This window comes from Rhizobium sp. EC-SD404 (genome assembly GCF_902498825.1).
In the GTDB taxonomy this organism is placed as follows: Bacteria; Pseudomonadota; Alphaproteobacteria; order Rhizobiales; family Rhizobiaceae; genus Georhizobium.
The window spans coordinates 875,667-902,613 of sequence record NZ_LR701459.1 but is presented as its reverse complement, the minus strand read 5'-3'; the positions used below and the strand labels follow the sequence as shown (position 1 = coordinate 902,613).

The 26,947-nt window shown below is 61.3% G+C and carries 27 protein-coding genes and 1 tRNA gene; 8 read left to right on the top strand and 20 right to left on the bottom strand.

Annotated features, from left to right (window positions below; all coding sequences use genetic code 11):
• Positions 1-124: 124 nt before the first annotated feature.
• Positions 125-967, bottom strand: a complete 843-nt coding sequence (locus GC125_RS05260) for an N-formylglutamate amidohydrolase (protein ID WP_151984356.1) — start codon at positions 965-967, stop codon at positions 125-127.
• A 304-nt stretch (positions 968-1,271) separates the two neighbouring features.
• Here GC125_RS05260 and cpdR point away from each other — a divergent pair, with 304 nt between their 5' ends.
• Positions 1,272-1,631, top strand: a complete 360-nt coding sequence (cpdR, locus tag GC125_RS05255; RefSeq protein ID WP_126011893.1) for a cell cycle two-component system response regulator CpdR — start codon at positions 1,272-1,274, stop codon at positions 1,629-1,631.
• Between the two features lie 93 nt (positions 1,632-1,724).
• Positions 1,725-1,799, top strand: a tRNA-Val gene (locus GC125_RS05250).
• A 137-nt stretch (positions 1,800-1,936) separates the two neighbouring features.
• On the opposite strand, the gene GC125_RS05245 is transcribed toward GC125_RS05250, so the two are convergent.
• Both GC125_RS05245 and GC125_RS05240 read right to left on the bottom strand, forming a co-directional pair.
• Complete coding sequence (locus GC125_RS05245) at positions 1,937-3,358, bottom strand: PepSY-associated TM helix domain-containing protein (RefSeq protein ID WP_151984355.1); 1,422 nt, start codon at positions 3,356-3,358, stop codon at positions 1,937-1,939.
• A gap of 1,111 nt (positions 3,359-4,469) precedes the next feature.
• Positions 4,470-4,841 (bottom strand): PRC-barrel domain-containing protein, encoded by a 372-nt coding sequence (locus tag GC125_RS05240; protein WP_199864458.1) that lies wholly within the window; start codon positions 4,839-4,841, stop codon positions 4,470-4,472.
• A gap of 219 nt (positions 4,842-5,060) precedes the next feature.
• Here GC125_RS05240 and GC125_RS05235 point away from each other — a divergent pair, with 219 nt between their 5' ends.
• Complete coding sequence (locus GC125_RS05235) at positions 5,061-5,378, top strand: DUF982 domain-containing protein (RefSeq protein ID WP_151984353.1); 318 nt, start codon at positions 5,061-5,063, stop codon at positions 5,376-5,378.
• Positions 5,359-5,637, top strand: a complete 279-nt coding sequence (locus GC125_RS05230) for a DUF982 domain-containing protein (RefSeq protein ID WP_199864457.1) — start codon at positions 5,359-5,361, stop codon at positions 5,635-5,637. Before GC125_RS05235 ends, GC125_RS05230 begins: the two co-directional genes overlap by 20 nt.
• A 111-nt stretch (positions 5,638-5,748) precedes the next feature.
• On the opposite strand, the gene GC125_RS05225 is transcribed toward GC125_RS05230, so the two are convergent.
• The 6 genes from GC125_RS05225 to GC125_RS05200 form a co-directional block, all read right to left on the bottom strand.
• Positions 5,749-5,982, bottom strand: a complete 234-nt coding sequence (locus GC125_RS05225) for a hypothetical protein (RefSeq protein ID WP_151984351.1) — start codon at positions 5,980-5,982, stop codon at positions 5,749-5,751.
• 241 nt (positions 5,983-6,223) lie between these two features.
• Entirely contained in the window at positions 6,224-7,213 is a 990-nt protein-coding gene (locus tag GC125_RS05220) for a branched-chain amino acid ABC transporter permease (protein WP_151984350.1), read from the bottom strand.
• Position 7,214: 1 nt separating this feature from the next.
• Positions 7,215-8,102, bottom strand: a complete 888-nt coding sequence (locus GC125_RS05215; protein ID WP_151984349.1) for a branched-chain amino acid ABC transporter permease — start codon at positions 8,100-8,102, stop codon at positions 7,215-7,217.
• A gap of 85 nt (positions 8,103-8,187) precedes the next feature.
• On the bottom strand, positions 8,188-9,402 hold the full coding sequence (locus GC125_RS05210; protein WP_151984348.1) for an ABC transporter substrate-binding protein: 1,215 nt from the start codon (positions 9,400-9,402) through the stop codon (positions 8,188-8,190).
• A 48-nt stretch (positions 9,403-9,450) separates the two neighbouring features.
• The gene (locus tag GC125_RS05205; RefSeq protein WP_199864456.1) at positions 9,451-10,200 is read right to left on the bottom strand and encodes an ABC transporter ATP-binding protein; all 750 of its coding nucleotides are present in this window, start codon (positions 10,198-10,200) and stop codon (positions 9,451-9,453) included.
• Positions 10,193-10,948: an ABC transporter ATP-binding protein gene (locus GC125_RS05200; protein WP_151984347.1), complete on the bottom strand. Its 756-nt coding sequence runs from the start codon at positions 10,946-10,948 to the stop codon at positions 10,193-10,195. Before GC125_RS05200 ends, GC125_RS05205 begins: the two co-directional genes overlap by 8 nt.
• 141 nt (positions 10,949-11,089) lie before the next feature.
• On the opposite strand from GC125_RS05200, the gene GC125_RS05195 reads away from it, so the two are divergent.
• The gene (locus GC125_RS05195; RefSeq protein WP_199864455.1) at positions 11,090-11,839 is read left to right on the top strand and encodes an IclR family transcriptional regulator; all 750 of its coding nucleotides are present in this window, start codon (positions 11,090-11,092) and stop codon (positions 11,837-11,839) included.
• Between the two features lie 10 nt (positions 11,840-11,849).
• On the top strand, positions 11,850-12,338 hold the full coding sequence (locus GC125_RS05190) for a MaoC family dehydratase (RefSeq protein WP_151987583.1): 489 nt from the start codon (positions 11,850-11,852) through the stop codon (positions 12,336-12,338).
• 88 nt (positions 12,339-12,426) lie between these two features.
• On the opposite strand, the gene GC125_RS05185 is transcribed toward GC125_RS05190, so the two are convergent.
• The 5 genes from GC125_RS05185 to GC125_RS05165 form a co-directional block, all read right to left on the bottom strand.
• Complete coding sequence (locus tag GC125_RS05185; protein WP_151984345.1) at positions 12,427-12,606, bottom strand: hypothetical protein; 180 nt, start codon at positions 12,604-12,606, stop codon at positions 12,427-12,429.
• A gap of 748 nt (positions 12,607-13,354) precedes the next feature.
• A complete protein-coding gene (locus GC125_RS05180) occupies positions 13,355-13,927 on the bottom strand; it encodes a sarcosine oxidase subunit gamma (protein WP_151984344.1) in 573 nt (190 codons plus the stop codon).
• On the bottom strand, positions 13,920-16,937 hold the full coding sequence (locus GC125_RS05175) for a sarcosine oxidase subunit alpha (RefSeq protein ID WP_151984343.1): 3,018 nt from the start codon (positions 16,935-16,937) through the stop codon (positions 13,920-13,922). Before GC125_RS05175 ends, GC125_RS05180 begins: the two co-directional genes overlap by 8 nt.
• A complete protein-coding gene (locus GC125_RS05170) occupies positions 16,934-17,257 on the bottom strand; it encodes a sarcosine oxidase subunit delta (protein WP_151984342.1) in 324 nt (107 codons plus the stop codon). The genes GC125_RS05175 and GC125_RS05170 overlap by 4 nt, the downstream gene beginning before the upstream one ends.
• 21 nt (positions 17,258-17,278) lie before the next feature.
• Complete coding sequence (locus GC125_RS05165; protein ID WP_151984341.1) at positions 17,279-18,532, bottom strand: sarcosine oxidase subunit beta family protein; 1,254 nt, start codon at positions 18,530-18,532, stop codon at positions 17,279-17,281.
• A gap of 272 nt (positions 18,533-18,804) precedes the next feature.
• Here GC125_RS05165 and rpsU point away from each other — a divergent pair, with 272 nt between their 5' ends.
• Together rpsU and GC125_RS05155 are read left to right on the top strand one after the other, a co-directional pair.
• Positions 18,805-19,095 carry a 30S ribosomal protein S21 gene (rpsU, locus tag GC125_RS05160; RefSeq protein ID WP_353617048.1) on the top strand — a complete coding sequence of 97 codons (291 nt, stop codon included), beginning with the start codon at positions 18,805-18,807 and terminating at the stop codon, positions 19,093-19,095.
• Between the two features lie 168 nt (positions 19,096-19,263).
• Positions 19,264-20,130, top strand: coding sequence for a tetratricopeptide repeat protein (locus GC125_RS05155; protein WP_502706086.1), 867 nt, complete (start codon positions 19,264-19,266; stop codon positions 20,128-20,130).
• Between the two features lie 104 nt (positions 20,131-20,234).
• On the opposite strand, the gene GC125_RS05150 is transcribed toward GC125_RS05155, so the two are convergent.
• From GC125_RS05150 to GC125_RS05125, 6 genes are all read right to left on the bottom strand, one after another.
• Entirely contained in the window at positions 20,235-21,635 is a 1,401-nt protein-coding gene (locus GC125_RS05150; protein ID WP_151984340.1) for an NAD(P)(+) transhydrogenase (Re/Si-specific) subunit beta, read from the bottom strand.
• An 11-nt stretch (positions 21,636-21,646) separates the two neighbouring features.
• Entirely contained in the window at positions 21,647-22,060 is a 414-nt protein-coding gene (locus GC125_RS05145; protein WP_151984339.1) for an NAD(P) transhydrogenase subunit alpha part 2, read from the bottom strand.
• Between the two features lies 1 nt (position 22,061).
• Positions 22,062-23,261 (bottom strand): Re/Si-specific NAD(P)(+) transhydrogenase subunit alpha, encoded by a 1,200-nt coding sequence (locus GC125_RS05140; protein WP_151984338.1) that lies wholly within the window; start codon positions 23,259-23,261, stop codon positions 22,062-22,064.
• Between the two features lie 102 nt (positions 23,262-23,363).
• Complete coding sequence (locus GC125_RS05135) at positions 23,364-23,588, bottom strand: aa3-type cytochrome c oxidase subunit IV (RefSeq protein ID WP_151984337.1); 225 nt, start codon at positions 23,586-23,588, stop codon at positions 23,364-23,366.
• 130 nt (positions 23,589-23,718) lie between these two features.
• Positions 23,719-24,462, bottom strand: a complete 744-nt coding sequence (locus GC125_RS05130; protein ID WP_151984336.1) for an N-acyl amino acid synthase FeeM domain-containing protein — start codon at positions 24,460-24,462, stop codon at positions 23,719-23,721.
• 157 nt (positions 24,463-24,619) lie between these two features.
• Positions 24,620-26,935 carry a putative bifunctional diguanylate cyclase/phosphodiesterase gene (locus GC125_RS05125; RefSeq protein WP_199864453.1) on the bottom strand — a complete coding sequence of 772 codons (2,316 nt, stop codon included), beginning with the start codon at positions 26,933-26,935 and terminating at the stop codon, positions 24,620-24,622.
• Positions 26,936-26,947: the final 12 nt, after the last annotated feature.

Here is a 26,947-nt window from a genome sequence, read left to right as displayed (position 1 = left end):
ATCGATTGACTTTTGTGCGGCGCAGCAATAGCTTCGAGGTGCAGTTCGCTGCAATGCCCATTTGGGCGTTTCCTCCCTAGACTTCTACCGCGTCCTAACGGGCGCGGTTTTTTTATGCGCTGATCTATTCGGCGGCGAGCGGCATTTCCAGCATGTCGCTTTCGACCAATGCGACCAGTGCATCGACGAAGTCCGTCAGGTCGGCGCGCAGCCGATCGAAGCCCGGCTTCTTCTCAAGCCGCTCCTCATCGAAATAGAGCCCGCGATTGACCTCAATCTGCAAGGCGTGGAGGCCATGGGCTGGCCGACCGTAATGTTCGGTGATGAACCCGCCCGCATAGGGCTTGTTGCGGGTCACAGCATAGCCCATTTCCTGCAGGATCAGGGCGGCCGAGCGGGTCAGGTCCTGCGATGCGCTGGTGCCGTAGCGATCGCCGATGATGAAATCCGGCCTGACCGGGGAAGCGGGCGAACGCACACTCGCCGGCATCGAATGACAATCGACCAGAACGGCCATGCCATAGGTCACGCGGGTGCGGGCGATCAGGCGGCGCAGGCAGGCATGGTAGGGCCGATAGATGCCCTCGATACGCTCCAGCGCTTCGGCGACCGGCAGGCGATGACTATATATCTCGACGTTCTCGGCAACCAGCCGCGGGATTGTACCGAGGCCGCCGGCGACGCGCGTCGACGATATGTTGGCAAAGGGCGGCAACGCTCCGTCGAACATGCGCGGATCGAGTTCGTAGGGCTCGCGATTGACGTCGAGATAGGCGCGCGGAAAGTGCGCAACGAGCATCGGCGCGCCGGCCTGCACCGCATGGGCAAACAATTCGTCGACATAGAAGTCTTCGGATTTGCGGATGCGCCGCGCATCGAGTCGAGACTGGGCCAGGAAAGCTTCGGGATAAACGCGCCCGCTATGGGGCGAGTTGAAGACGAGGGGCGTTCTCTGGCGCGGCGCCATCCGGACCTCGAATGGTTCAGAATCGAACACCCGCGCTGCCAATTCGCCTGCACTCCGTTGCTTGTCGATCGAGGTGGTGAAAACGATGCGAAAATGCCCCGCATCCCTTGAATTCGACTGCCCAGATCATGTTGCCAGTTGCCTCTACCCGTGTCCATAGCCCATAAAATCGGGATTGTGGCACCATGAGTCGAGCGCGCTTCCATTTCGACCTTCACGGGATGTTTACGCAAGTGTTGTTTCTGTGGCAGCGAGAGGTGCGCTCATCATGACAGCCGACGACGACATTTCAGGACGACAGAGAATGAAGATTCTTCTTGCCGAAGACGACAACGACATGCGCCGGTTTCTGGTGAAGGCGCTGGAGAAGGCCGGCTATGAGGTCCGCGCCTTCGACAATGGCGCCAGCGCTTATGACCGGCTTCGCGAAGAGCCGTTTTCGCTGCTTCTGACGGACATCGTGATGCCCGAGATGGATGGTATCGAGTTGGCCCGTCGCGCAACCGAACTTGATCCGGACTTGAAGGTCATGTTCATCACCGGCTTTGCAGCCGTGGCGCTGAACCCGGATTCCAACGCACCGAAAGATGCCAAGGTTCTTTCCAAACCCTTCCATCTGCGCGATCTCGTGGACGAAATCCACAAGATGCTCGAAGCTGCCTGAGGCCCATTTCAGGCCCTTTCGAAAAGCCGCGGATTTCGCTTTGGACACTATTGACGCGGCAAAGCCATTTATGGTCTATGCCGCTCCACGGATGGGCGTGTAGCTCAGCGGGAGAGCACTACGTTGACATCGTAGGGGTCACAGGTTCAATCCCTGTCACGCCCACCATCCTTTTCAAGCACTTAGCTTAAATCCAAACAGCGCCCGGCAGGTTCGACGAACCTCGGGCGCTGTTTGTTTCTGCGTCATTGCAACGATCTCCGTTGTGAGAGGGCGGTGTCTCGCGAAACCACCCCCACTTCTTCTTATGAAAGGGCCCGCTTCACGCCAGGCATCAAGCGCAGCAGCGTCAGATCGATGAGCAGCACCGCGATGATGGCTGCAACCGACAGCGGGAACAGAACGCCCAGCACGACGATGAGGCCGGCGGCGGCTTTCCAGACGGGAAGGTCGACTGGCCAGATGGGCAGGTCGCGGGGACGTGGCGGTGCACCGAGACGCGCGGCTGTCTCCGGACGGCGCTTCCACCACATCACCAGACCGGACACCGTGAGCGTCATGATCGACAGGCAGAACAGCGTGTTCAGGACCAGATTCCACACGCCCAGATCGCCCTCGTGGAACGCGATGCCCCAAGCCATGGCCTTGGCGTAGGCGGAATAGTCGGCGTACTTCACATCGGCGAGAACGTTGCCGCTGTGGCGGTCGATGTGAAGGGTCCGGTCTGCGGCCGGGTCGGGCCCGTCGTTCGACATGCTGTCATGGCTGATCGTCCAGACGCCGGTATCGTCGGCGGGCACATTGATCTGAAACCGGCCGTCGAAGCCCAAGGTGCGTGCGAACTCGGCGACGCTGTCGATCGAGACATCGGCGGCAATCGCGTCGACGCCAGCAAGCGAGCCGGAGGCCGGCATCGGCGTCTGTTCGAGCCCCCACGGCACATGATGGCTGCCCTCATGGTTCATGTCGGCATGGGTCGCGTCGGAGAGCGGCGCACCCCACTTTTCAGCGGGAAATGTATTCCACGCCTGCACCATCCGCTCACCCCAGATGCCAGCCCAGCTCAGACCCGAGATGAGGAACACGACGAGGATGGCCGATATCCAGAAGCCGAGCACGCCGTGGAGCGATTTCCAGAAAGTTCTTCCCTTCGCGGAAAGGCGCGGAACCAGCGCGTTGCGCCAACCGGAGCCGTTGCGTGGCCAGTGCAGATAAAGGCCAGTCGCGATCATCACGATCGCAAGACTCGCGGCGATCTCGATCATCCGATCACCGAAGGCGCCTAGAAACAGCGTGCCGTGGATCTTGTTGACGAAATCGTACCAGCCGGCGCGCCAGGGAAAGGTGTGCAGGACATCGGCCGTATAGGGATCGACGACCACGCCTGTCGTGGTGTCGCCGGCCTGGACCGCAAATGCGGCGACCCGATCGGCCGCGAGCGGTTCCACATACTGGATGGCGCTGCCACCGGGCACCGCCGCCTCCACAGCAGTCTGCAATGCACTGACCGCCATCGGCTGGCCTTGAACCGCGACTGTCATGCGTTCGCCACCGACGCCGGCGAACCAGGATATCCAGAGCATGATCAGACCCGTGGTGGCGAGCATGACCAGGAAGGGCATGACGTAGAGGCCGGCGTAGAAGTGCCATCGCCAGGCGATGAAATAGAATTTGTTGGCAGCGGTCACTGCCTGGGAAGCCTCGGCTCCCATGGTGGTGTCGGTCATGGCGTCCCTCGACGACTGGCGGCAATGCCTGCTCCCGGCCGTATCCAGCGAGGAGCGCATCAGCCGCGCTAAAAAAAGTCCAAGATATTTTGGAATGGCTCGCGATCGAAAGGGGTTGGCGCCAGAGGCTCTGGGCGCTCCCGCTATACCGAGGCCGGGGGAGCGCGGGGACTGCCTGGACTGTGCTCAGGCAACGCCGGCGTTGTCTCAAAAAGCCGCGGAAATGTCAGACCGGTCGAGATGCTTGGCGTCAGATATGCCGAAACGTCTGCAGCGCGGTGCTGCGGAAGCTGAAGTGCTGCCGCGCACCCGAGCGTATCGCATCCGCGCTCTGTGTCGTGGTTACCCTTCGAAGCGGGGTCAGTCTTGCTTGCGGTGCTCGTGATGCAAATCGGATTGCCGAATGCATCGAGAAGCGGTGTGGCGAAGGATGAACTGGAATGCGGGGATGTGAGAAAGGCTTGCGACAGAAACAGGAAAGCGATCGCAATCGCGACGCACCATCCTCGTCTGATGACGGCAAGCTTCGACATGGCCCCTCCGAAGGAGCATTTTAGCACGGCACGATCGACCCATTCAGAGCGCCCCAGACGGGTCCGTCACCGGTTTCGGGATGCCGCCTCAACAGAGGCTGCGCGAAAGCATAGCGCGTGGGATCATAGAGCACCAAGGGTCGTCGGTCTGTCCGCCCAGCCGTTCCTTGGGCTCGGATGTCGTGGACGTTCGACGGCGGATACTCAGACTGAGGTCCGTTTCGATCGTTCAATCAGTGTTTTAGGGTGAATTGACGTCCTTCTGGGGAGGACGGGAACTGCGCGTGGCCAACCGCCCCCGGTGGTCACGCGCAGTTCCGCCGATCGAGCCGTCGAATCGCGTCGTGTGGTTGGCGCGGCGTTAAGAACAATCTCCGAGATTTGATAGGTGCGGGAGCGCCGCGCGCTGGCTACAAAGTCGACGGCCCCTTGTCTCAACCGGGGTCAGGGTCGCGGTTCGTTATTCAGGCCCCCCAGCCCCGACAACCGCGACCCACGGAATTTTCCGGTCATTTCCAGACACGAAAAAGCCCGCATCCTTTCAGATGCGGGCTTGAATTTAAAAAGCTGTTCGAAGCTTAGTCTTCCCAGCGATCCAAGGCTTCAACCTGTTCCTGGGTCATGTCGACCTGCAGGTTGTCGCCTTCGAGCGTGACCTGGTCGAACGGGATGACGACATCGGTATCACCGACACCCAGGAAGCCGCCAACTTCGGCCGAGAATGCCGTCGGCGTACCGTCATCGGTGCCGAGCACTTCTTCGACTTCGCCGATCGTCTCGCCTGCTGCGTCCAAGATGTTCATGTCTTCCAGCTGCTCGACAGTCAGGTTGAATTCGCTGACCATCTGGCTATCGGATTCGATTTCGATAAGGCCGGCCGGAGCCTGGGCCGAAGCGGCGGCGACAAAGCCGAACATCGAAAGGGCGACGAGTGAAGCGGTCTTTTTCATTATGGTACTCCGTGTTTGAACTGGCCGAATAACCCGTGCCATCGTGATCGGTTCCCAGATCGCGCCACGATTTTCGCTGGCGTCAATCGAACTTCGAGCAGGCTTCGGCTCGTGAAATTTCCGTGATCGGAGCCGGCCACCGGAACACTGAGCCATTCTCCTCGTTTGCGGAACTCACCTGGCCGATAGGTTCAGGCACCCATTTCATGAGGAGCAAAGATGAGCGCTCGTCCCTTTTCGCCTGTGTGGGTCACCCTCCCAGGCCGCCCTTCACGCCGCATCGACAGCGCATTCGAAGCGCTGGAATGCCTGATGGGCGGTTGGCCGATCACCGCCAATCCGAGTTATCGCCGCGCAGTTCAAGCATGCCGCGATGCCATCGATGGCTTCGTTCCAGCAACGAAGGCGCGCGACGCGTTTCTTGCCGCTGCGCGCCACATCGGGGCGACGACTTCAGCCACACCGAACAAACGCAACGATATCGTCGCGGCATCCCGCGCATCCAAAGGAGCTTTCGATGGCGTCATACAGCTTTGACCGTGCAGTGCATGTCTTCGCAGGGCTTGGTTTTGTTCAAGCCATCAAAAGCCCTGCGGCGGCATTGTCTTATCTGGAAGCGATGCCAGGCTGGCGGAAAGATAAACGGCATGGCGCCGCACATGCTGCTTGCCGCTCGGCACTGAACGGCAGCACACAGACGGAGGCCGCTCGCGCTGCCTTCGAAGATTTCATGCTGCATGCAGGCTTGCTGGTTCAGAATTCACCGCAAGTCGACCAATTGACGACCGCGGCCTAAGCGCTCCGATTTAAGTTCCGGAGATCTTCACAAATGCCTCGCGCCGGCGCTCAATTCCAGCCGGCGCATTTTCGACATCACTCATCCCGGCTATTGAAACCAGGATGTGATTCAGTTCTGGTCGCCCGAGACATGGACGGCAGTATTCTCGTAGGCGGTTGCCGGCGATGGGATCACGCCCGCGACATTCGCGAAGAGAAATGATGCGATGATGACTTTCGCAGCGACGACGACCATGACGACCGGGCGAAGGCTCTGAGCGACGTTTTCGCTTGTGTGGCTTGCGGACATTTTGTTGTTCTCGTTCGACTGGTTGATCTCAGGGATCTGGACGATGTGTATCAAGCAAACCCTGTCCTGAACCTGCCTTGGCAGAAGGGACTTCTCGCTCCGACCGGTTCACGGCAGGACTTGCTTCTGTGGCCGCAGCCACGGAAATTCAACCATCAAATCGTTACGAGGTTCCAACCATCCCTGTATTTACGGTCATCATTTCTGCAATGCAGGAGCGATGTCGCAGAAATGTAACACCGGCGCCCCTGGGGACGCCGGTGTGGACTTTCTCGTGACAGATGAAGTGGACCGCTCAGAGCGGTTTTTTGATCCAGCGGGCCAGCACGCCGATGATTCCTTCTCGGAACAGAAGCACCGCCAGCACGAAAATGATGCCCTGCATGATCAGTACCCAGGCGCCAAACGAGGCGAAATAATTCTGCATGGCAACGATGATGCCGGCGCCAAGCAGCGGTCCGAAAACCGTGCCCATCCCACCGAGCAGCGTCATCAGAACGACCTCACCCGACATGGTCCAGTAGACATCGGTCAGCGAAGCGAGCTGGAACACAAGCGCCTTGGTGGCACCCGCCATGCCCGCGAATGCAGCGGAGATGACGAACACGGCCAGCTTGTAGCGATTGACGTGATAGCCGAGCGAAATGGAGCGCGGCTCGTTCTCGCGGATCGCCTTCAGTACCTGGCCGAACGGCGAGTGGATGATGCGATAGATCGCCAGCACGCCGCCGAAGGTGATGGCCAGAACGACATAGTAGAAGGTCCGGTCGGGCCGCGTGCTCAGGATGCCGAAAAGATCACCGCGCGGCACCGCCTGGATGCCGTCCTCGCCGCCGGTGAACGGCGCCTGAAGGGCAAAGAAATAGACCATCTGCGCGAAGGCGAGCGTCACCATGGCGAAGTAGATGCCCTGGCGGCGGATGGCGAGAGAGCCAATCACCGCACCCAGCACCATGGCGACCAACGTGCCCGAAAGGATCGCAAGTTCGGGGGTCAGTCCCCAGACCTTGGCAGCATGGGCGGATACGTAGCTCGCCATGCCGAAATAGGCGGCATGGCCGAAGGACAGCAGGCCGCCGAAGCCCAACAGGAGATTGAAGGCGGCCGCGAAGAGCGCAAAGCACATGACCTTCATCAGAAAGACGGGATAAAGGACGTAAGGCGCCACGAGCATCGCCGCGAAAAGCGCGATGAAGATCATCATGTGATGACGCGGCATGCCCATTGCCTTGTCGCGTGGCAGTGCGGTGATGGGGCTGACGGTCTCGGTATCGGTCGTGGTCATGTCAGGCGGTCCTTCCGAAGAGGCCTGCCGGCTTAACGAGCAGAACGATGGCCATGATGACGAAGATCACGACGGCGGAGCCTTCCGGATAGAAGACGCGGGTGAGGCCCTCCACCAGCCCGAGGCCGAAGCCGGTGATGATCGCGCCGAGGATGGAGCCCATGCCGCCGATGACGACGACCGCGAAGACGACGATGATGAGCTGCTCGCCCATGTTCGGATTGACCGAATAGATCGGCGCCGCCAGCACGCCGGCGAGAGCGGCAAGGCCTACGCCGAAGCCATAGGTGAGCGTGATCATACGCGGCACGTTGATGCCGAAGGCGCCGACAAGCGTCGGGTTTTCAGTCGCGGCGCGCAGGTAAGCGCCGAGCTTCGTCTTCTCGATCATGAACCAGGTGCCGAGGCAGACGATGAGCGACGCAACGATGACCCAGAGACGCGAATTCGGCAGGTACATGAAGCCGAGATTGTGCCCGCCCTGCAGCAAGGCCGGAGCAGCATACGGGATGCCCGATACGCCATACTGATTGCGAAACAGGCCCTGGATGATGAGCGCGAGGCCGAAGGTCAGTAGCAGGCCGTAGAGATGGTCGAGATGGTAGAGCCTGGAGATCATCAGCCGTTCGATGACGACGCCCGTCGCACCGACGATCACGGGCACCAGGATGAGAGCTGCATAGTAATTGATGCCGAAATAGGTGAGCAGCATCCAAGTCACGAAGGCGCCCATCATGTACTGCGCGCCGTGGGTGAAATTGATGATGTTCAACAGGCCGAAGATCACCGCCAGGCCAAGGCTCAGCATGGCGTAGAAGGATCCGTTGATCAGGCCGAGCAAGAGCTGCCCGAAAAGCGCCTGCGGCGGTATGCCCAAAAGCTCGAACATGGCTGGCTGGTTCCAGATATGAAGACGGTCGGTCTCAGGGTGACCGCGCCGCCCGTAGGCGACGCGGTTCTTGCCTCAAGCGCGATTACTGCGCGGCAGCTTCTTCGACGAGCGAGCAGCCACCATCGGCGAGCGGGCGGAATGCCTGGTCGGCGGGGATGGTTTCCAACAGCTCGTAGTAGTCCCATGGGCCTTCCGACTGATCGGGTGCCTTGACGCGGAAGAGGTACATGTCGTGGACCTTGCGGCCGTCTTCACGGATTTCACCCTGACCGAAGAGCGGGTCGTCGGTCGGGTTCGCCTTCATCCATTCCATGACGGCTGCGGTTTCATCCGTGCCTGTTGCTTCGACGGCCTTGAGGTAGTGCAGCACCGAGCCATAGACGCCGGCCTGAACCATCGTCGGCTTATCGCCGGCCTGTTCCTCAAAGCGGGCGGACCACTCACGCGTCTGGTCGTTCAGATCCCAGTAGAAGCTTTCCGTCAGGACGAGACCCTGCGCGGTTTCCAGGCCGAGCGAATGAACGTCGGTGAGGAAGACGAGCAGACCGGCGAGCGACTGGCCGGCCTGGGTGATGCCGAATTCGGATGCCTGCTTGACGGCGTTGATCGTATCGCCACCGGCATTGGCAAGGCCAACGACCTTGGCGCCGGAAGCCTGGGCCTGCAGCAGGAACGACGAGAAGTCGCTGCCCGGGAACGGGTGACGCACCGAGCCGACGACCGTGCCGCCCGACTTCTCGACGAAGGCCGTCGTGTCACGCTCGAGCGCATGGCCGAATGCGTAGTCGGCGGTGATGAAGAACCAGCTGTCGCCGCCCTGCTCCACCATGGCGCCACCGGTGCCGTTTGCCAGTGCCCAGGTGTCGTAGGTCCAGTGAACGGTGTTCGGCGAGCACGCGGAGCCGGTGAGATCCGATGTCGCAGCGCCGGAGTTCATGAAGATCTTGTCCATCTCGCGGGTGATCTCATGCACGGCGAGTGCGGCCGACGAGGTCGGGACGTCGAAAATCGCGTCGACGTCTTCTTCGCTGTACCACTGGCGCGAGATGTTGGATGCGACGTCAGGCTTGTTCTGGTGGTCGGCGGAAACGATCTCGACCGTGATGCCCTTCTCCTCGGCACCGAAATCCTCGACCGCCATCTGCGCGGCGATGACTGAGCCTTCGCCCGACAGGTCGGCATAGACGCCGGAACGGTCGTTCAGAACGCCGAGCTTGACGCTCACGTCCTGGGCAAGGCCCGGCGTTGCAGCCAGCATGGCGAATGCCGACGTGGCCAGTGCGATTTTCTTCATCATTGCAGTTCTCCTCCCGAGAAAGACACGTTTTTTCGTGCCGATTGCTTCCTAAACGCCGAGATAGCGATGCAGCTTGTCGATGTTGGCGTCGAGTTCGGCGTTGAGGATCGTGTCCACCACACGACCCTGCTCGACGACGTAGTGACGGTCCGCAACCGAGGCGGCGAACCGGAAATTCTGCTCGACCAGAACGATGGTGAAGCCCTGATCCTTCAGGCGCGCGATGGTGCGGCCGATCTGCTGCACGATGACCGGCGCGAGCCCTTCCGTCGGCTCGTCCAGCAGCAGCGTCTTGGCTCCGGTCCTGAGGATCCGGGCGATCGCAAGCATCTGCTGTTCCCCGCCCGAAAGCTTCGTGCCCTGGCTGGAGAGCCGCTCCTTCAGATTGGGAAACAGCTCGAAGATGGTGTCGAGCGACAGACCGCCCTCGCGCACTTTCGGCGGCAGCATCAGGTTTTCCTGCACCGAAAGGCTGGAAAAGATGCCACGCTCTTCGGGGCAATAGGCGATGCCGGCCTTGGCGATCTTGCGAGCGGGAAGCTTGATGAGTTCGTTGCCCTCGAAGGTGACCGATCCGGTGCGTTTGGCGAGAATGCCCATCACCGCCTTCATCGTCGTGGTCTTGCCGGCGCCGTTGCGGCCGAGCAGGGTGATGACCTCGCCCTCGCCCACGGAGAAATTGATGCCGTGCAGCACGTGGCTTTCGCCATACCAACCCTGCAGGTTCTTGACCTCCAGCAGCGGCTTGATCGGGGCCGCCGTCGCGATCGGTCGTTCCATCGTCGTTGGCTCAACCATGTCCCGCTCCGATATAGGCGTCGATGACCTTGGGGTCTTTTGAAACGGTGGCGTAGTCGCCCTGCGCCAGCACCTCTCCGCGTGCGAGAACAGTAATGTAGTCCGACAGATTGGCGACGACCGACAAATTGTGCTCGACCATCAGGATCGTGCGGTTCGCGGCGATCCGGCGGATCAGCGCCGAGATGCGTTCCACATCTTCTTGAGTCATGCCGGCCATGGGCTCGTCGAGCAGCAGCATTTCCGGGTTGAGCGCCAGCGTCGTCGCGATCTCGAGAGCACGCTTGCGGCCGTAGGACAGTTCGCCCGCGCGCTCGTCGGTGAACGCAGTCAGGCCTACATCGGCGATGTGCGATCGCGCCTCGTCGTCATACTCGCGCAACACCGTTTCGGAGCGCCAGAAATCATAGGAATCGCCGCGGCGCCTTTGCAGGGCGATGCGGACATTCTCCAGAACCGTCAGGTTCGGAAACACCGCGGAAATCTGGAACGAACGCACCAGACCCAGGCGAGCGATGTCGGCTGCGGACAGGCCGGTGATGTCGCGACCATTGTAAGTGATCGCGCCCGAAGTCGGCTGCAGGAACTTCGTCAGGAGATTGAAGCAGGTCGTCTTGCCGGCCCCATTCGGCCCGATCAACGCATGGATCGACCCGCGACGCACGTCGAGGTCAACATTGTTGACCGCAACGAATCCCTTGAATTCCTTGGTGAGTCCGCGCGCGGACAGAATGGCGGCTTCCGTCATGTTCCTCCCACACGGTTCCGGCCGAGAGCCTCCCTGCCCTCGACCATGACGCTATTGAACGTATTTCAAAGTGTCAACGGAATTCAATTGGCAAGAAGAAAGTTCACGTATATGAACTTTCAGAATGAGCGGGAGGCTTGCATGCGCGTGCGACAGGTGGACAATGCGCTCGATCTGTTCGAGCTTTTTGCGCGTGACAAGCGTCCGTTGACGCTGACCATCATCGCCGACGAGCTCGGCATGCCGAAATCCAGCGTTTTCAATCTCATCGACACGCTCCTTGCCCGCGGGCTGATCTACGAGACCCGACAGCGCGGCGGATACTACCCGACGCCAAGGCTCCATGAAATCGCGACATTGATCATGGAGGGCGACGTTTTCCTCCAGCGCATCCATGGCGAGATGGAGGATCTGGCGCGCTCGGCCGGGGAAACGGTGTTGCTCGCCGCACGGCAGGGAGCCGAAGTGCTCTATATCGACGTGGTCGAGGCGGCGTCGCCCATCCGCTATTTTGCCCGCTGCGGCGAGCGACGCCCGCTCTATACGACCTCCACCGGCAAGGCGATCCTCACCTCCTACGACCAGCGGGAGCGGGCGCGCATTCTCGAGCAGGTCGACTTCGTGCGTCACCAGGCGACAACGTTCACCGACGCCGGGAAGCTGATGGAGGAACTGGACGCCGCCGTTGCACGCGGCTGGACCGAGGACCGGGCGGAATTCACGCCCGACGTCATGGGCATCGGCGTCCCGTTGGTGCATGGAACGCGGCGGTTCGGCCTGGCGATCGCCGGTCCGCTCTACCGCATGGATTATCAGCGCGAAGAACTGGCAGCCAAATTGCGAGGTGCCGCCGAGCGCATGCAACGGATCATGGAAAATGCCGACCACTGACACCAGCGTCCTGGCCACGACGATTTCGCTCAAAGACCTCGTCGCGCAGGTCGGAACGGAGATCGGGTTGTCCGACTGGATCACGGTCGACCAGGCGATGATCGACCGCTTCGCCCAGGCAACGAACGATCACCAGTTCATCCATGTCGACCCGGAGCGCGCAGCCGCGGAAGGACCCTTCGGCGGCACGATCGCGCACGGCTTCCTCACCGTCTCGCTGCTGTCGGCGATGAACTACGACTGCATCCCGACCATCGAGGACCAGCAGCTCAGCGTGAATTACGGCTTCGAGAAATTGCGGTTCATGGCGCCGGTGAAGGCCGGCAAGCGCATCCGCGGCCGTTTCGTTCTCTCCGAAGCCCGCCGACGCGGCCACCAGATGATGATGCTGCGCTACCAGGTCACGGTGGAGATCGAGGGCGAGCCAAAATCGGCTCTCACCGCCGACTGGCTGACACTGGTGCAATTCGATCTGAAGAACTGGCCGGATGGTATCTGACACTGGGGTGGTGAGGAACCTCGATCGGAGTGACCTGTCCACCTTTCAATACTGCGCGCGAGACTTCCCGCAGGGAGCTTCCCACCGATCAGGGGATCGGCCGTCTCTCGACGTAGTGGCCGTAGATGGTTGTCAGAATGGTCACGCTGAGGACCGTCAATATCCAGCCGGTGATTATCTGCCAGAGCACCGACAGTGCCGGCACAGCCAGCACCGATAGTGCCGGAACTGCCGCCAAAAGGATAGCAAGCCCTTCGAAAACCACCACCAACGCGGCCCCAAGAAGGAGAACGACGCAAATTGTCCATTTTGCGCGACGCGTGGCCCTCCATGCCCCTTTATCGACAAAGGTTGATCAACCGAAGAGGCCGGCAGCGCAATGCTGAGCCGATAGAAGACCACAAGAGCGACTAGTCCTATGCCATAACCGCCGCTCATGATGAGTGCGGGCAAGTCGAACCAAACAACAACCGAATAAAGAGCACCGAACCCAGCGGCCACCAACACAACCATGATCAGCGTGAGGAGTACAGTGAGTCGTGCGTAGGCGACCCATCGATCGCGCCGGAATGGAGGTAAGATCGTTCTAAATCGTTCGCCGAGCAAAATATAACGATGCCAAGCGATGGCCATCCAACTGAACAGGAACAGAAACAGCAACCATTCCGGAAGCGCCACGTAAAAGAAGTATGAGACCGATGAGGCAGCGCTTGACCCTTCTTCTGGGTCTGGGAGAAAATCCATTGCCGCTATTGGCACATAAAGTAACCCAAAAACCCGGACCGCCTCTGCGAGATTGCCGATTGCCATTCGAACCGAATGCAAAAAAATCCGAAGTGCCGCCACCACGCCCCCCTATTCGCCCGGTGAACGCTGCTGCGAACAATGCCGGCGGGCGCATACCAACCGCTTTTCCCGATGAAAGCAACCTGGGGTAGCTTCTCCACCTATTCGATTGCGTGCTTCCGGCCGGCCTCGTCACAGCGTCGAGCTCCGGGATGATACACCCGACAGCTTCAGGCGCCGGCGCCCCGTGCAGCTTCGCTCAGGAATGCGAAGGCGTAGTCGGAATAGGAGCGCCAGCACTCGACGCGGAACATGTCGTCGGCCATGCGCCAGAGCACGATTTCGATCTTGCCAAGCACGGTGCGCGAGCAGGCATTCACGGGGAACGCCTTCAACGACAGGTCCTGCGGGCAGCCGGCTGCGAGCGTTTCGGCGGCCGCCTCGCCGGTGACCATGATGGCGGTCTGGCGGTGGGAGACATCGACCGCGGAATGCAGAACGCCGGTATCGGCGAGCGCTTTCACGAGATCGGCAGCGCCGCCATTTTCGCCGTCGTCGATGACCAGCCATTCGTCCGGGCCGAGCCAGAGCGCGGAGCGCGTGCCGTCGGCGTTGACCACGGCCGTCTTCGGGCGGGTCGGCAGATCGAGGCCGAGGCCGCCGGACAGTGCTGAGACCGCGTCCGGCTTGGCGCGCAGCGAAATCCGCACGGCAGCTTGCGCCGGCGTCAAGCCGACGGCGGCTCCACCGCCGCGCCGTCCGTGCAAGGGATGAAAGCGTTCCACGCCGACGGGGCTATCCATTGAGCCGTTCTCCCTGCTTGTCGAAGAACACGGTGTCGGTGACTTCAACCTCGATCGTCCTGTCGGGCATCGGCACGTAAAGCGTGTCGCCCATCCGGTTGCGGCCACCGGCGACGACGCCCATGGCGATCGATCGGCCGCAATTTTCCGACCAGTAGGACGAGGTGACGTGCCCGATCATCGTCATCGGGATCTTCTCGTTCGGATCGGCGACGATCTGCGCCCCCTCTTCCAGCACGAGGGTCGGGTCCTTGGTCTTCAGCCCCACGAGTTGCTTGCGATCCGGCCGCTGCAGGTCGGAGCGTTTCAGACCGGCGATGCCGACGAAATCGGGTTTCTTCTTCGCCACTGCCCAGTTGAGACCCGCATCGTCGGGCGTAACGGTACCATCGGTATCCTGGCCGACGATGATGTAGCCCTTTTCGGCGCGCAGCACATGCATCGCCTCGGTGCCGTAGAGGCAGGCGCCCATCGCTTCGGCGCGCTCCCACAGGGCTTCGAACACCGACTGGCCGTAATCGGCCGGGACGTTGATCTCGAAGCCGCGCTCGCCGGTGAACGACATGCGGAAGAGACGCGTCGGCACACCGCAGATCTTGCCCTCGCGCACCGACATGTGCGGCATCGCCTCATCGGAAATGTCGATGCCGTCCACGAAGGGCGCGATGATGTCGCGGGCCTGAGGTCCCTGTACGGCGATGACGGCCCATTGCTCGGTAACCGAGGTCAGCCAGACATCGAAATGCGGGAACTCGGTCTGGAGATAGTCTTCCATGTGATGGAGGACCCTCGGCGCACCGCCCGTCGTCGTCGTGACGTGGAAGCGGTCGGCGGCCAGGCGGCCGACGACGCCATCATCGTAGATGAAGCCGTCTTCGCGCAGCATGATGCCGTATTTGCAGCGGCCGGGCTCCAGCTTGTCCCAGGCGTTGGTATAGAGAAGATTGAGGAAGGCTGCCGCGTCCGGGCCGACGACCTCGATCTTGCCCAGCGTGGAGGCATCGAAAAGGCCGGCAGTCTCGCGCACCGTGCGGCATTCGCGCGAGACGGCGGCGTGCATGGTTTCGCCGGCGCGCGGCAAGTACCAAGCGCGCTTCCACTGGCCGACATCCTCGAAGACGGCCCCGTTCGTGACCAGGCATCCGTGCAGCGGCGTCTTTCTTGCCGGGTCGAACAGCACGCCCCGGCTCTGGCCGACGATCGTTCCGAACGTCACCGGCGTATAGGGCGCGCGGAACGTCGTCAGGCCCACTTGCGGGATCGGCTTGCCGAGCGTCTCGGCGGCGATCGCAAGGCCGTGCATGTTGGACGTCTTGCCCTGGTCGGTCGCCATGCCGTTGGTGGTGAAGCGCTTGACGTGCTCGATCGAATGCATGCCTTCCCGGACCGCGAGACGAATGTCCTTTGCAGTCACGTCATTCTGGAAGTCGACGAAGGCCTTGCCGGATTCGGGCGCGCCAACGGCGCCGGCGAGCCCTGCCGACCACGAGCCGGCATCGATGCCCTCGTGATCGATATCGATGACGGGGCGTCCCGAAATGTCGAAGCCCGATGCGCTAGCAGCCGCGAGGCCCGCCTCGAGCGCTTCCTCGACGAGCGCGACGGGATCATCCATGCCGGTGCAGGCGCCGACCGATACGCAATCCTGAGCGTCGATGCCCGGGAGGAACCGGCCGCTTTCCGCATCCCAGGCCACCTTGCCGCGTGACTGCGAGAAAAGATGCACCGATGGCGTCCAGCCGGCCGACGTGATCAGCGCATCCACCTCGATGTCGCGGCCCTTGCCCGACGCGCCGGCGGGGACAACCGCGATCGACGAGACGCGCAATCTGCCCTTGGTCGAGGCGATGGCATGGCGGGTCAGAACCTCGATGCCGCGCGTGCGTGCCTCTTCCAGAAGGGCGCCGCCCGGCCGGTCGCGTGCCTCGACGATGACGGGGATGCGAACGCCCGCATCCTGCAGGTCGAAGGCCGCCTCATAGGCGCTGTCGCTTGCCGTATAGACAGCCACTTTCGCGCCGATGGCGACGCCGTAATGGTTGAGGAAGGTGCGCGCTGCCGAGGCCAGCATGATGCCCGGACGATCGTTGCCCGGAAAGACCATGTGCCGCTCGATGGCGCCCGTCGCCAGCACCACGCGCTTGGCGCGGACCTGCCACAGCCTCTCGCGCGGTTGGTCCGGCGCAGGAAGCGCAAGATGGTCGGTCACGCGTTCGGCCAGGCCGACAAAATTCTGTGCGTAGTATCCGAACGCCGTCGTGCGCGTCAGAACGCGGACATTATCCATGAAGGCGAGTCGGGCTGCGGTTTTCTGCGCCCAGTCGAATCCGGTTTCGCCGTTGACGGCGATGCTGGTGTCGAAATGGAGGGCGCCGCCCATTTCGGGCTGTTCGTCGCAGATGATGACGCTTGCACCCGACTCGGCCGCTGCAAGCGCCGCCGACAAGCCTGCCAGGCCACCGCCGACGACGAGGACATCGCAATGTGCATAGCGCTGCGCGTAGTGGTCCGGATCCGCCTCCTTCGGCGATTCACCAAGACCGGCGGCGTGCCGGATGACCGGCTCATACAACTTGTTCCATGCGGCGCGCGGCCACATGAAGGTCTTGTAGTAGAACCCAGCCGAAAAGAGCGGCGACAGCGCGTCGTTGACGGCGCCGACATCGAAGGCGAGCGAAGGATAGCGGTTCTGCGAGGAGGCGCGCAGCCCGTCGAAGATTTCCTGCACCGAGGCGCGGACATTCGGCTGATAGCGCGCCGAATCGCGTGAGACCTGCATCAGCGCATTCGGCTCTTCGGCCCCGGCCGAAAGCACACCGCGCGGGCGGTGATACTTGAACGACCGGCCCATGAGATGGATGCCGTTGGCAAGCAGCGCGGAAGCGAGCGTATCGCCCTCAAGCCCGGTCAGCGTGCGGCCATCGAAGGAAAAGCGCACGGTTTTGGCCGGCGTCAAACGCCCCTTTCCCGGCAGGCGGTTTGCGCCGCCCTGATACGCGTTGCCGCTCATTGGCCGCTTCCTTCCGTGGCTGCTGCCTTCGCCTGCGGATCGGGAAGCACGGGCCGCGGCTCGCCAGCCTTGTAGGTCATGAGGAAGCGATCGGTGACGGTGTTGCGCACGGCATTGAAGAAGCGCCCGCAGCCGTGGATATGGCGCCAACGCTCGGCGACATCGCCCTTCCGGTTATCGCGCACGAAGAAGTACCGCTCGAATTCCTCAGGCGTAAGATCGGCCATCTTGTCGGAGCGCACGATATGGGCCTCACCGGCATGGCGGAACTCGATCTCCGGGCGGTCTTCGTCGCAATAGGGGCAGTTGATCAGCAGCATTTCTGTCTCAGGCCTCTCGTCTCAGTGTGCGACAGCCGCAGCGGCGGCCTCGTCGATCAACCGGCCGGTGCGGAACCGCTCGAGCGTGAAGCCCTCGTTGATCTTGTGCGGTGCGTCGTTGGCAATCGTGTGGGCAAAGACATGGGCCGAGCCCGGCGTCGCCTTGAAGCCACCCGTCCCCCAGCCGCAATTGACGTAGAGGCCCTTGACCGGCGTCTTGGCAAGGATCGGCGAACGATCCGGCGTGACGTCGACGATGCCGCCCCAGGAGCGCAGCATTTTCATGCGGCTGAAAATCGGAAACATCTCGCAGATCGCGTCGAGAGTGTGCTGGATGATGTGAAGCCCGCCCGTCTGGGAATAGGACGTGTACTGGTCGGTCCCGGCCCCGATGACCAGTTCGCCCTTGTCGGACTGGGAGATATAGGCGTGCACTGTGTTCGACATGACGACGCAGGGGAAGATCGGCTTCACCGGCTCGGATACCAGCGCTTGCAGCGGGAAGCTTTCGAGCGGCATGCGGATGCCGGCCATATCCATCAGCACCGAGGTATGGCCGGCGGCAACGACACCGACCTTTTTCGCACCGATGAAGCCGCGCGCGGTGTCGACGCCGGTCACGTCTCCGTTCGCGCCGCGACGGATGCCCGTCACTTCGCAATTCTGGATGATGTGGACACCCATATCGGCTGCGGCGCGCGCATAGCCCCAGGCGACCGCATCGTGCCGGGCAACGCCGCCGCGGCGCTGCAGGGCGGCGCCCATGACGGGATAGCGCGCATTGCTTGAGATATTGAGCGGAGGGCAGAAAGCCTTTGCCGCATCGGGCTCGAGCCATTCATTGTCGATGCCGTTAAGCCGGTTGGCATGGATGTGGCGCTTGGCCGACTGCACGTCATGGACATTGTGCTGCAGCATCATGACGCCGCGGGCAGAATACATGACGTTGTAGTTCAGCTCCTGCGACAGCGTCTCCCACAGGTTCAGCGCGTGGTTATAAAGACCGGCGCTTTCGTCATAAAGGTAGTTCGAGCGGATGATCGTCGTGTTGCGGCCGGTGTTGCCGCCGCCGAGCCAGCCCTTCTCGATCACGGCGATGTTCTTGATGCCATGTTCCTTGGCTAGGTAATAGGCCGTACCCAGACCATGCCCGCCGGCACCTACGATCACGACGTCATAGGACGAACGCGGCTCGGGCGACGACCACTGCTTGTCCCAACCCTTGTGGCCACGCATGGCTTCCCGGGCGATCGCGAAGATGGAATATTTGCGCATGCATGCTCCTCGGCCTGTGGCGCATCGTAAGCACTGGACCTATCCAAGCCATGTCAAATTGGAAAGGTCGACAATGGTCCTTTTGCGACCTTGAACGACGCGTAAAGCGGGAAGGTCGATCGCGCAAATTCATGGCAGGTACCGCCTTTCAGGCGTGCCGTGAAAAGTGACGGAACGCCTGTATTTCGGTGCTTTTCCAACTGGACGGCCGAAATTCTTTCTGCTAGTTACCACGCCGATCGTTCGGTGGCTCGCTGCACGAACGAAATGTCATGCGACGACGTGCAGTATCGTCAGCCACCGAAATAGAACGAAGGAACGGGATTAACGTGCAGGTTCTTGTCCGCGATAACAATGTCGATCAGGCGCTGCGAGCGCTGAAGAAGAAGATGCAGCGCGAAGGCATCTTCCGTGAAATGAAAATGCGCGACTTCTACGAGAAGCCGTCGCAGAAGCGTGCCCGCGAAAAGGCTGAAGCCGTTCGCCGCGTGCGCAAGCTTGCTCGCAAGCGCGCTCAGCGCGAAGGCCTGCTCGGCGGCCGTGCCGCTCCGACACGCGGATAAAGTGCTTCGGCACGCCCGGATCTTTTTGCCGGGATAAAGATTTTGATGGGCGGGCGCGAATATTCGCACCCGCCTTTTCTTTTTGCCAACAGACCGTAATGTTGCCGGGCTTCTTCGCTAGCTGATCAACGCGGCGATTCGATTGCCGGCTCCAACGATCGACAAGGGATCCTGACATTGGCCATCGCTTCACTCTCGTTTCAATCCCGCGCCGGGCGCCGACGAGCCGCCCTCGCTGGCACGCTTCTCAGCGCAATCGTTCTCGCGAGCTGCCAGTCGGCCGGCATGCCGAACGCGGATATGATCCGTCTCGACGCCGCGCAGGGCAGCGAGCAGAACATCGCTTCGCTGACGCAGGTCATCCAGAACAATCCGCGGGATCCTGAAGCCTACAACGTCCGTGGCTCGGCCTACGGCCGTGGTGGGCAGTTCGAACTGGCCATTGCCGATTTCGATCAGGCGCTTGCACTCAATCCCCGCTTTTATCAGGCCTATGCAAACCGGGCCTTGATCCACCGCAATCTCGGCAATCGCGAACAGGCCATCGCCGACTACAATGCCGCGGTCCAGATCAATCCGAACTACGACGCCGCCTATGTCGGGCGCGGCAACATCTATCGCCAAGCCGGCATGCTGAACGAGGCCTACGCCGACTACAACCGCGCCATCCAGCTCAACTCCACCGACGCCCGCGCCTATCACAATCGCGGTCTCATCCAGCAGCGCCGCGGCAGTCACGTCGAAGCGATCGAGGATTTCTCGCGGTCGATCTCGATCTCGCCGCGCTCACCGGAGCCCTACAATGGCCGCGGCCTGTCCTATTTCGCGGTCGGCGACCAGGACAACGCCTTCACGGACTTCAACCGCGCGATCCAGCTCGACGAGAACGTTGCGGAGTCCTGGGCCAACCAGGCGCTGATCTACGAACAGCGTGGCGAGAACGACCGCGCCGCCCGTTCCTACGCGCGCGCCGCCCAGCTCGACCCGAACTATCAGCCGGCAAAGGACGGCCTCAGCCGGACGCGGGGCATCTGACGCAGCTCCCAAGCTGCAGCCTCGCAGCTTTCTCTTCGATCAAATGAAAAGGCCCGCCCGGACATCCCGGGCGGGCCTTTTCTTTGGTTGAGCCGACTGGCGGCTCAGTGTTCGTGCAGTGCCTTGACGATGTCTTCCGTCATCTTCTTGGCGTCGGCCAGCAGCATCATCGTGCCATCCTTGTAGAACAGCGTGTTGTCGATGCCTGCATAGCCGGAGCCGAGCGAGCGCTTGACGAAGAGACAGGTCTTGGCCTTGTCGACGTCGAGGATCGGCATGCCGAAGATCGGCGAAGACGGGTCGTCGCGTGCAGCCGGGTTCGTCACGTCGTTCGCGCCGATGACGTAGGCGACGTCCGCCTGTGCGAATTCCGAGTTGATATCCTCGAGTTCGAAGACTTCGTCATAGGGAACGTTGGCTTCGGCCAGGAGCACGTTCATGTGCCCGGGCATGCGGCCGGCGACCGGATGGATCGCGTACTTCACCTCGACGCCCTTTTCCTTCAGCGAGTCGGCCAGTTCGCGCAGCGCGTGCTGTGCCTGAGCAACCGCCATGCCGTAGCCCGGCACGATGATGACCTTGCCCGCATTCGCCATCAGGAAGGCGGCGTCGTCGGCCGAACCCTGCTTGGTGGTGCGGTCGATATCGTCGCTACCGCCGGCGACCTGTTCACCGCCGAACCCGCCGAGAATGACCGACACGAAGGATCGGTTCATGCCCTTACACATTATGTAGGACAGGATCGCACCCGAGGAGCCGACGAGAGCGCCGGTCACGATCAGGGCGAGGTTGCCGAGCGTGAAGCCGATGCCGGCTGCGGCCCAGCCGGAGTAGGAGTTCAGCATCGACACGACGACGGGCATGTCGGCGCCGCCGATCGGAATGATGATGAGCACGCCGAGCGCCAGCGACGCGATGACGATCAGCCAGAAGACGAAATGGCTTTCGGTGCCGACAAGGATGGCGATCAGGATCAGGATCGTCGCAGCAAGACCGGCATTGATGACATGGCGGCCGGGCAGCATGATCGGCTTGCCGGACATGCGCCCGTCAAGCTTGAGAAAGGCGATGATCGAGCCGGTGAAGGTGATCGCGCCGATCGCGACGCCGAGCGACATTTCGATCAGGGCCGTGGCGCCGATCGAGCCGACGAGACCGATGCCGAAGGATTCCGGTGCGTAAAGTGCTGCGGCGGCAACGAGAACGGCCGCGAGACCCACCAACGAATGGAACGCAGCAACCAGCTGCGGCATCGCCGTCATCGGAATGCGCTGAGCGATCACGGCACCGGCACCGCCGCCGATGGCGAGGCCGAGCACGATCAGCATGAACCCGCCGAAGGATGGGGCCGCCAGAACGAGCGTCGTCAGGATGGCGAGGCCCATGCCCACCATGCCGAACGTATTGCCCTGACGGCTGGTCGTCGGATGAGAAAGGCCGCGCAGTGCCAGGATGAACAGCACTGCGGACACGAGATAGAGAAGGGCTGCGAAACTCTCAGACATGGATCAGCCCCTCACTTCTCTTTTTTCTTGTACATGGCCAGCATGCGCTGGGTGACGAGGAAGCCACCGAAGATGTTGACCGACGCCAGGATCAGCGCGACGAAGCCGAAGCCCGTTGCGATGCCGCTGGTCGAAATGCCGACGGCGAGCAATGCGCCGACCACGATGACCGAGGAAATCGCATTGGTGACGGACATCAGGGGCGTGTGAAGCGCAGGCGTCACCGACCAGACCACGTAGTAGCCGACGAAAATCGCGAGCAGGAAAACGGCGAGCTGGAAGACGAAGGGATCGATCGCGCCGCCGGTCGCGCCATGCGCCGCGGCGCCCGCAGCGTCGAGGACGCCAGAGCCGGCCGCATCGCGAACGCCCTGAGCGGCCCGGTCGAGCTCGTCGAGCGCCTGTTCGAGTGCTGGAGTGGCCATATCAAGCGTCTCCCTTGTTCGTCGCGGCATCCGCCTCGGTTGCCTGCGGTGCTGGTGCCGGCGTGGGCGATGGCGTGCCGCCACCGAAATTCGGATGAATGACCTTGCCACCATGCGTCAGCGCGGTGGCCTTCACGAGTTCGTCGTCGAAGTTGATCGAGACGTCGCCGTCCTTGATCATCGTCTGGAGGAACGTGAGGAGGTTCTTGGCGTAGAGAAGCGATGCGCTGGCTGCGATGCGGCCCGGCACGTTGTTGTAGCCGATGATGCGCACGCCGTTCTTGTCGACGACTTCACCTGCAACCGCGCCCTCGACGTTGCCGCCGCGCTCGACCGCGAGATCGACCAGGATCGAACCCGGCCGCATCGATGCGATCATGTCTGCGGTCACGAGGCGCGGCGCCGGACGACCCGGGATCAGCGCCGTCGTGATGACGATGTCCTGCTTGGCGATGTGCTCGGCGACGAGCGCTGCCTGCTTGGCCTGGTAGTCCTTGGACATTTCCTTGGCATATCCGCCGGCGGTTTCCGCTGCCTTGAACTCTTCGTCCTCGACCGCGATGAACTTGCCGCCGAGCGATGCGACCTGCTCCTTGGAAGCCGGGCGCACATCGGTTGCCGAAACGGCAGCACCCAAGCGCTTGGCGGTCGCGATCGCCTGAAGCCCGGCGACCCCTGCCCCCATGACGAAGACCTTTGCGGCCGGAACGGTGCCGGCGGCGGTCATCATCATCGGCATGGCGCGATCGAAGGCGGACGCGGCATCGATAACGGCCTGGTAACCGGCAAGGTTGGCCTGCGACGACAAGACGTCCATGGACTGGGCGCGGGTGATGCGCGGCATCAGTTCCATGGCGAAGGTCGTCAGGCCTTTGGAGCCGAGATCGGCGATCAGATCATCATGGCCGTAAGGGTCCATGATGGCGATGACGACGGCGCCCGACTTGTAGCCGGCGGCTTCCTCGGCATCGGGACGACGCACCTTGAGGACGACATCGGCGCGCGCCGCATCGGCAGCGGTGCCGATCGTGGCGCCGGCCTTTTCGAACTCTGCATCGGGAATACGTGACTGGCTGCCGGCATCGGCTTCGACGACGACCTCGAGGCCGGCGGCGACCAGTTTCTTTACGGTATCAGGCGAGCCGGCTACGCGGCTTTCGCCGGATGCCTTTTCCTTCGCGATAAACAGCAGCTTGGCCACTCGAATCTCCCTCTCGATCACGCAAGAAGCACCCACGGTCCCCGCCGATGCCTTCGAACGCTCAACTAACGCCGCTTCGACTGGCGGCTATTGCGACCCGACCTAGCGCAGCAGGAAAAACGCGCCGACGTTCAGGATGATGAAGAGTATCGTGGCTGAGAAGAAGCCGGCCGTGGTGAAGAAACCGAAGGCCATTGCGATGAGGAGCGCCACACAGAAGACGGTGCCCCATTTGGTGGCTGACAGGAAAAACGAATAGGTGCGATCGTGCTCGGAGTAATCCATCTCGGCGCCCATTTCGAGCGGGCCGGACTTTTCTTCGGACATGGGTCTAACTCTCCATCAGGCTTATCGGGCACGGCATACACAATGCGTGATCGAAGAGCAATGCGCCATGCAGCCACGTCCCCCTCTTCGGCATGATGGGGCAAGAGAACGCAAGGATTGGGTGCGTGACTTACGCGGCCACAGGCCGCTTTGCTCGAGCGAGGGCGAAACGCGCCGTTGGTCGCACTGTCAGCGGCGTGACGCCAAGCTTTTCGGCAGGTGCGAATAGGAGCTCCCGCTCGCGTGGGGTTGAGCGAAAAAACGGGTAGCGATCCATTAGCCTGGTGTTGCTGGATACAAGCCTTCCCGCGAACAAACCGATTGGGTCGTGAATGCCCTCAAGTTTGCGTTCTTCCGCAAGTTGGGTAGCACCGAAGAACCTACGATAAAATGCGGAGTGCGCACGCCTGACCGGCGCCAAGCAATAGTTGGTATCGAAATACTCAGTCGCCATTGCACCAAGGCGAAGAGTAAGGAACGGCAGAGGCAGCTCACCCATCAGTTCAGGATCGCTGGCATGCCGCACAGGATCGATGAACGTCATGCCTTGGTCGAGCAACGGATTGAGAACATCGGGAAACAATTTGATCGACGTGCTGTCACGTTGATCAGCCGTCATGTGATGCAGTCTTATCGTCGATATAAGTCGCTCTTCGTAGTAAACAGTAAATATATATGCGTTTTCTTTATAGTCGAGATCATCAATCATCGACCCATTGTGCGTAGTCAGGTTGTGGGCCTGATAAGCCTTGGCTCGCAGTGCGCCAACTGTCTCAAGATCTTCGGTGGTCTCGACGCGACGATACTCAATCCGATCCATCAAATCCAAATAATGTGTCGCCATCTGCATCCGCGAATGGATATCGTCGATCATTGCAACCTCACATGATCCGCATTCGCTTAAAATCTTAATCAAAATACGGATATGTGCAACGTGAGAGTAGTAGCTCCTGCTCATTCATAAATAATTATGGTTAACGGCACGCGGCGGACGACACTGTCGTCGGACGGGTTTCTCAACCTGGAATGCCTTAGCGACCGATACGCGTGGACGTTACAGCGTTGGTTGCGGACGTTGCAGCGGGGGACAACTTCTTGTCAGACACGGATTTCGCTGCGAGTTCGCGGATACTGCTCTGGGGCAGTGGCTTGCCGAAAATGAAGCCCTGGATGAGGTCGACATGGCCCGTTGCGCAGACCATGCGCAACTGTTCTTCGGTCTCGACGCCCTCGACCGTGACCTCGAGATCCATCTCGCGGGCGAGATAGACGATGCCGCTCAAAAGCTTGAAGTTCTTCGAACTCTTGGTCACGTCGCGCACGAAGGACCGATCGATCTTGACCTTCGTGACCGGCAGGCTGTTCAAGTAGGAGAGATTGGAATAGCCCGTGCCGAAATCGTCGATGGCGATGGTGACGCCGAGCATGCGGAGTTCGTTGAGGATATCGCGGGCTGCAACCGCGTCTTCCACGAAGGCGCTTTCGGTAACTTCCACCTCGAGCCGCTCTGGCGCTAGACCAGATGATTCGAGGGCATCGGTGACGAGACGCACGATGTCGCGGTTGCGCAGGTCGAGCGCAGAGAGGTTGACCGAGACACCGAGTTCACCTGGCCAGCTCGCGGCGTCGCGGCAGGCAGTGTGCAGCATGAAATCGGTGATGAGCGGGACGATGCCCATCTCCTCGGCCAATGGGATGTAGTCGCCCGGCGAAATCGCGCCCAGCGTCTGGTGCTGCCAGCGCGAGAGCGCCTCACAGCGCGCGAGCCGCAGACCGTCGGCACTGAACATCGGTTGGTAGACGAGCGTCAAGGAGCGCTGCTCGATCGCCAACCGCAAATCCTTCTTCAAAATCTGACGGAGACGATATTTCTCGTCCATCGATTCGGCGAACACGGTCCAAGTGTTCTTGTCGCGCTTCTTGGACTCATGCAGCGCAAGATCGGCCTTGATCTGCAGTTCGTCGAGCACGAAACCCGAGCGGCGTGCGAGTACGAGGCCGGCACTGACGCTGGCGAACAGTTTGTTGCCCTGGACGATGTAGATGCCCGACAGAGCATCGAAGATCGCTCCCATCACGCGCGATACGTCCGTTGCGGTATCAGCGTCGCGGATCAACAGGACGAATTCATCGCCGCCGAAGCGCGAGGAAATGATCCGATGCGGCTCCACCATTTTCAGGCGCGAAGACAATTCGCACAACAACCGGTCGCCGGCGACATGTCCGAGCGTGTCGTTGACATGCTTGAAGTCGTCGATGTCGATGACGACCAGCGCCACCATGTCGGACCCGTCCATGCCGGCGAGTTGGTCGCGCACGAGATCGGCGAAGTGATAGCGGTTTGGAAGACCGGTGAGGCTGTCGTAGCGTGCCAGATAGTTGATCTTCTCGTCGGCCTTGATACGGGCAGTGACGTTTTCGAAGATCAAGACGACGCCGTCGCCGCCGGAGCGACGCCGGGCGGAAAATTCGAGATAAAGATCGTCGGAAACTTTAATCAGACAGCGTGACCGGTGGCCGTTGAAAAGCTCATCTATGCTGTTCAAAATCTGGCTGGACAGTTCGCGCGTGATCGCTCCGCTTCTTACGGCGTGACGGAAAACGACGGCCAGCTTGCGGTCATGGACGACTTCCGGACCCGCCAGATTGAAGAGCCTTGCGACCTTCTTGTTGGCAAGAACGATGCGACGGTCCTCGTCGAGCATCACCAGTCCATGGGACATATTGTTCAGCGCCATGTCCAGCCGTTCGGCCATGACAAGAACGGCGCGCTTGCCGAGGACAGTTTGATAAAGGAAGTCGCGCACGCCGTTCGCCATGGACCGCGTCGTCAGAACGAGCGGTATGACCAGTACAGCAAGCAGCGCTCTGTATGGATCTCCGGTCATGAAGAGACCGACGGCCATCGGGCCGAAAAGCAGTATCGAAATGAGGTTCACGGTGATGCGTGAGCCATAGTTCCGGCCGACCACCGAAATCATTCCAGCCATCGAAATCGCGATGGACGCTATCTCCGCGAAGTATTCTCGTACAACAAACGAGCTGTAGGCGGACATCGATCCGATCACGAGCGACACGATCGCGGTGCCGACAATCGAGCGGAATTCCCATTTCCAGATGAAGGCGTGGTCCGCGCCGGTAAAATCGATCGTGTCAAACACACGCATCAGCGCAACGCGGCCGGCACCGACCACGGCGAACATCGCCGCGAAAGCGATGAACATCGGATCGCCGACCTTGGTGTAGATCGCCAGCGACACGATGATATGCGTTGCGATGCCTGCAACGGTGGTCGAGCGATTTCCGTATAGCGAACGCACGAACGAGAGATAGACGTCCGTGGGCAATCGCTCTTCGCT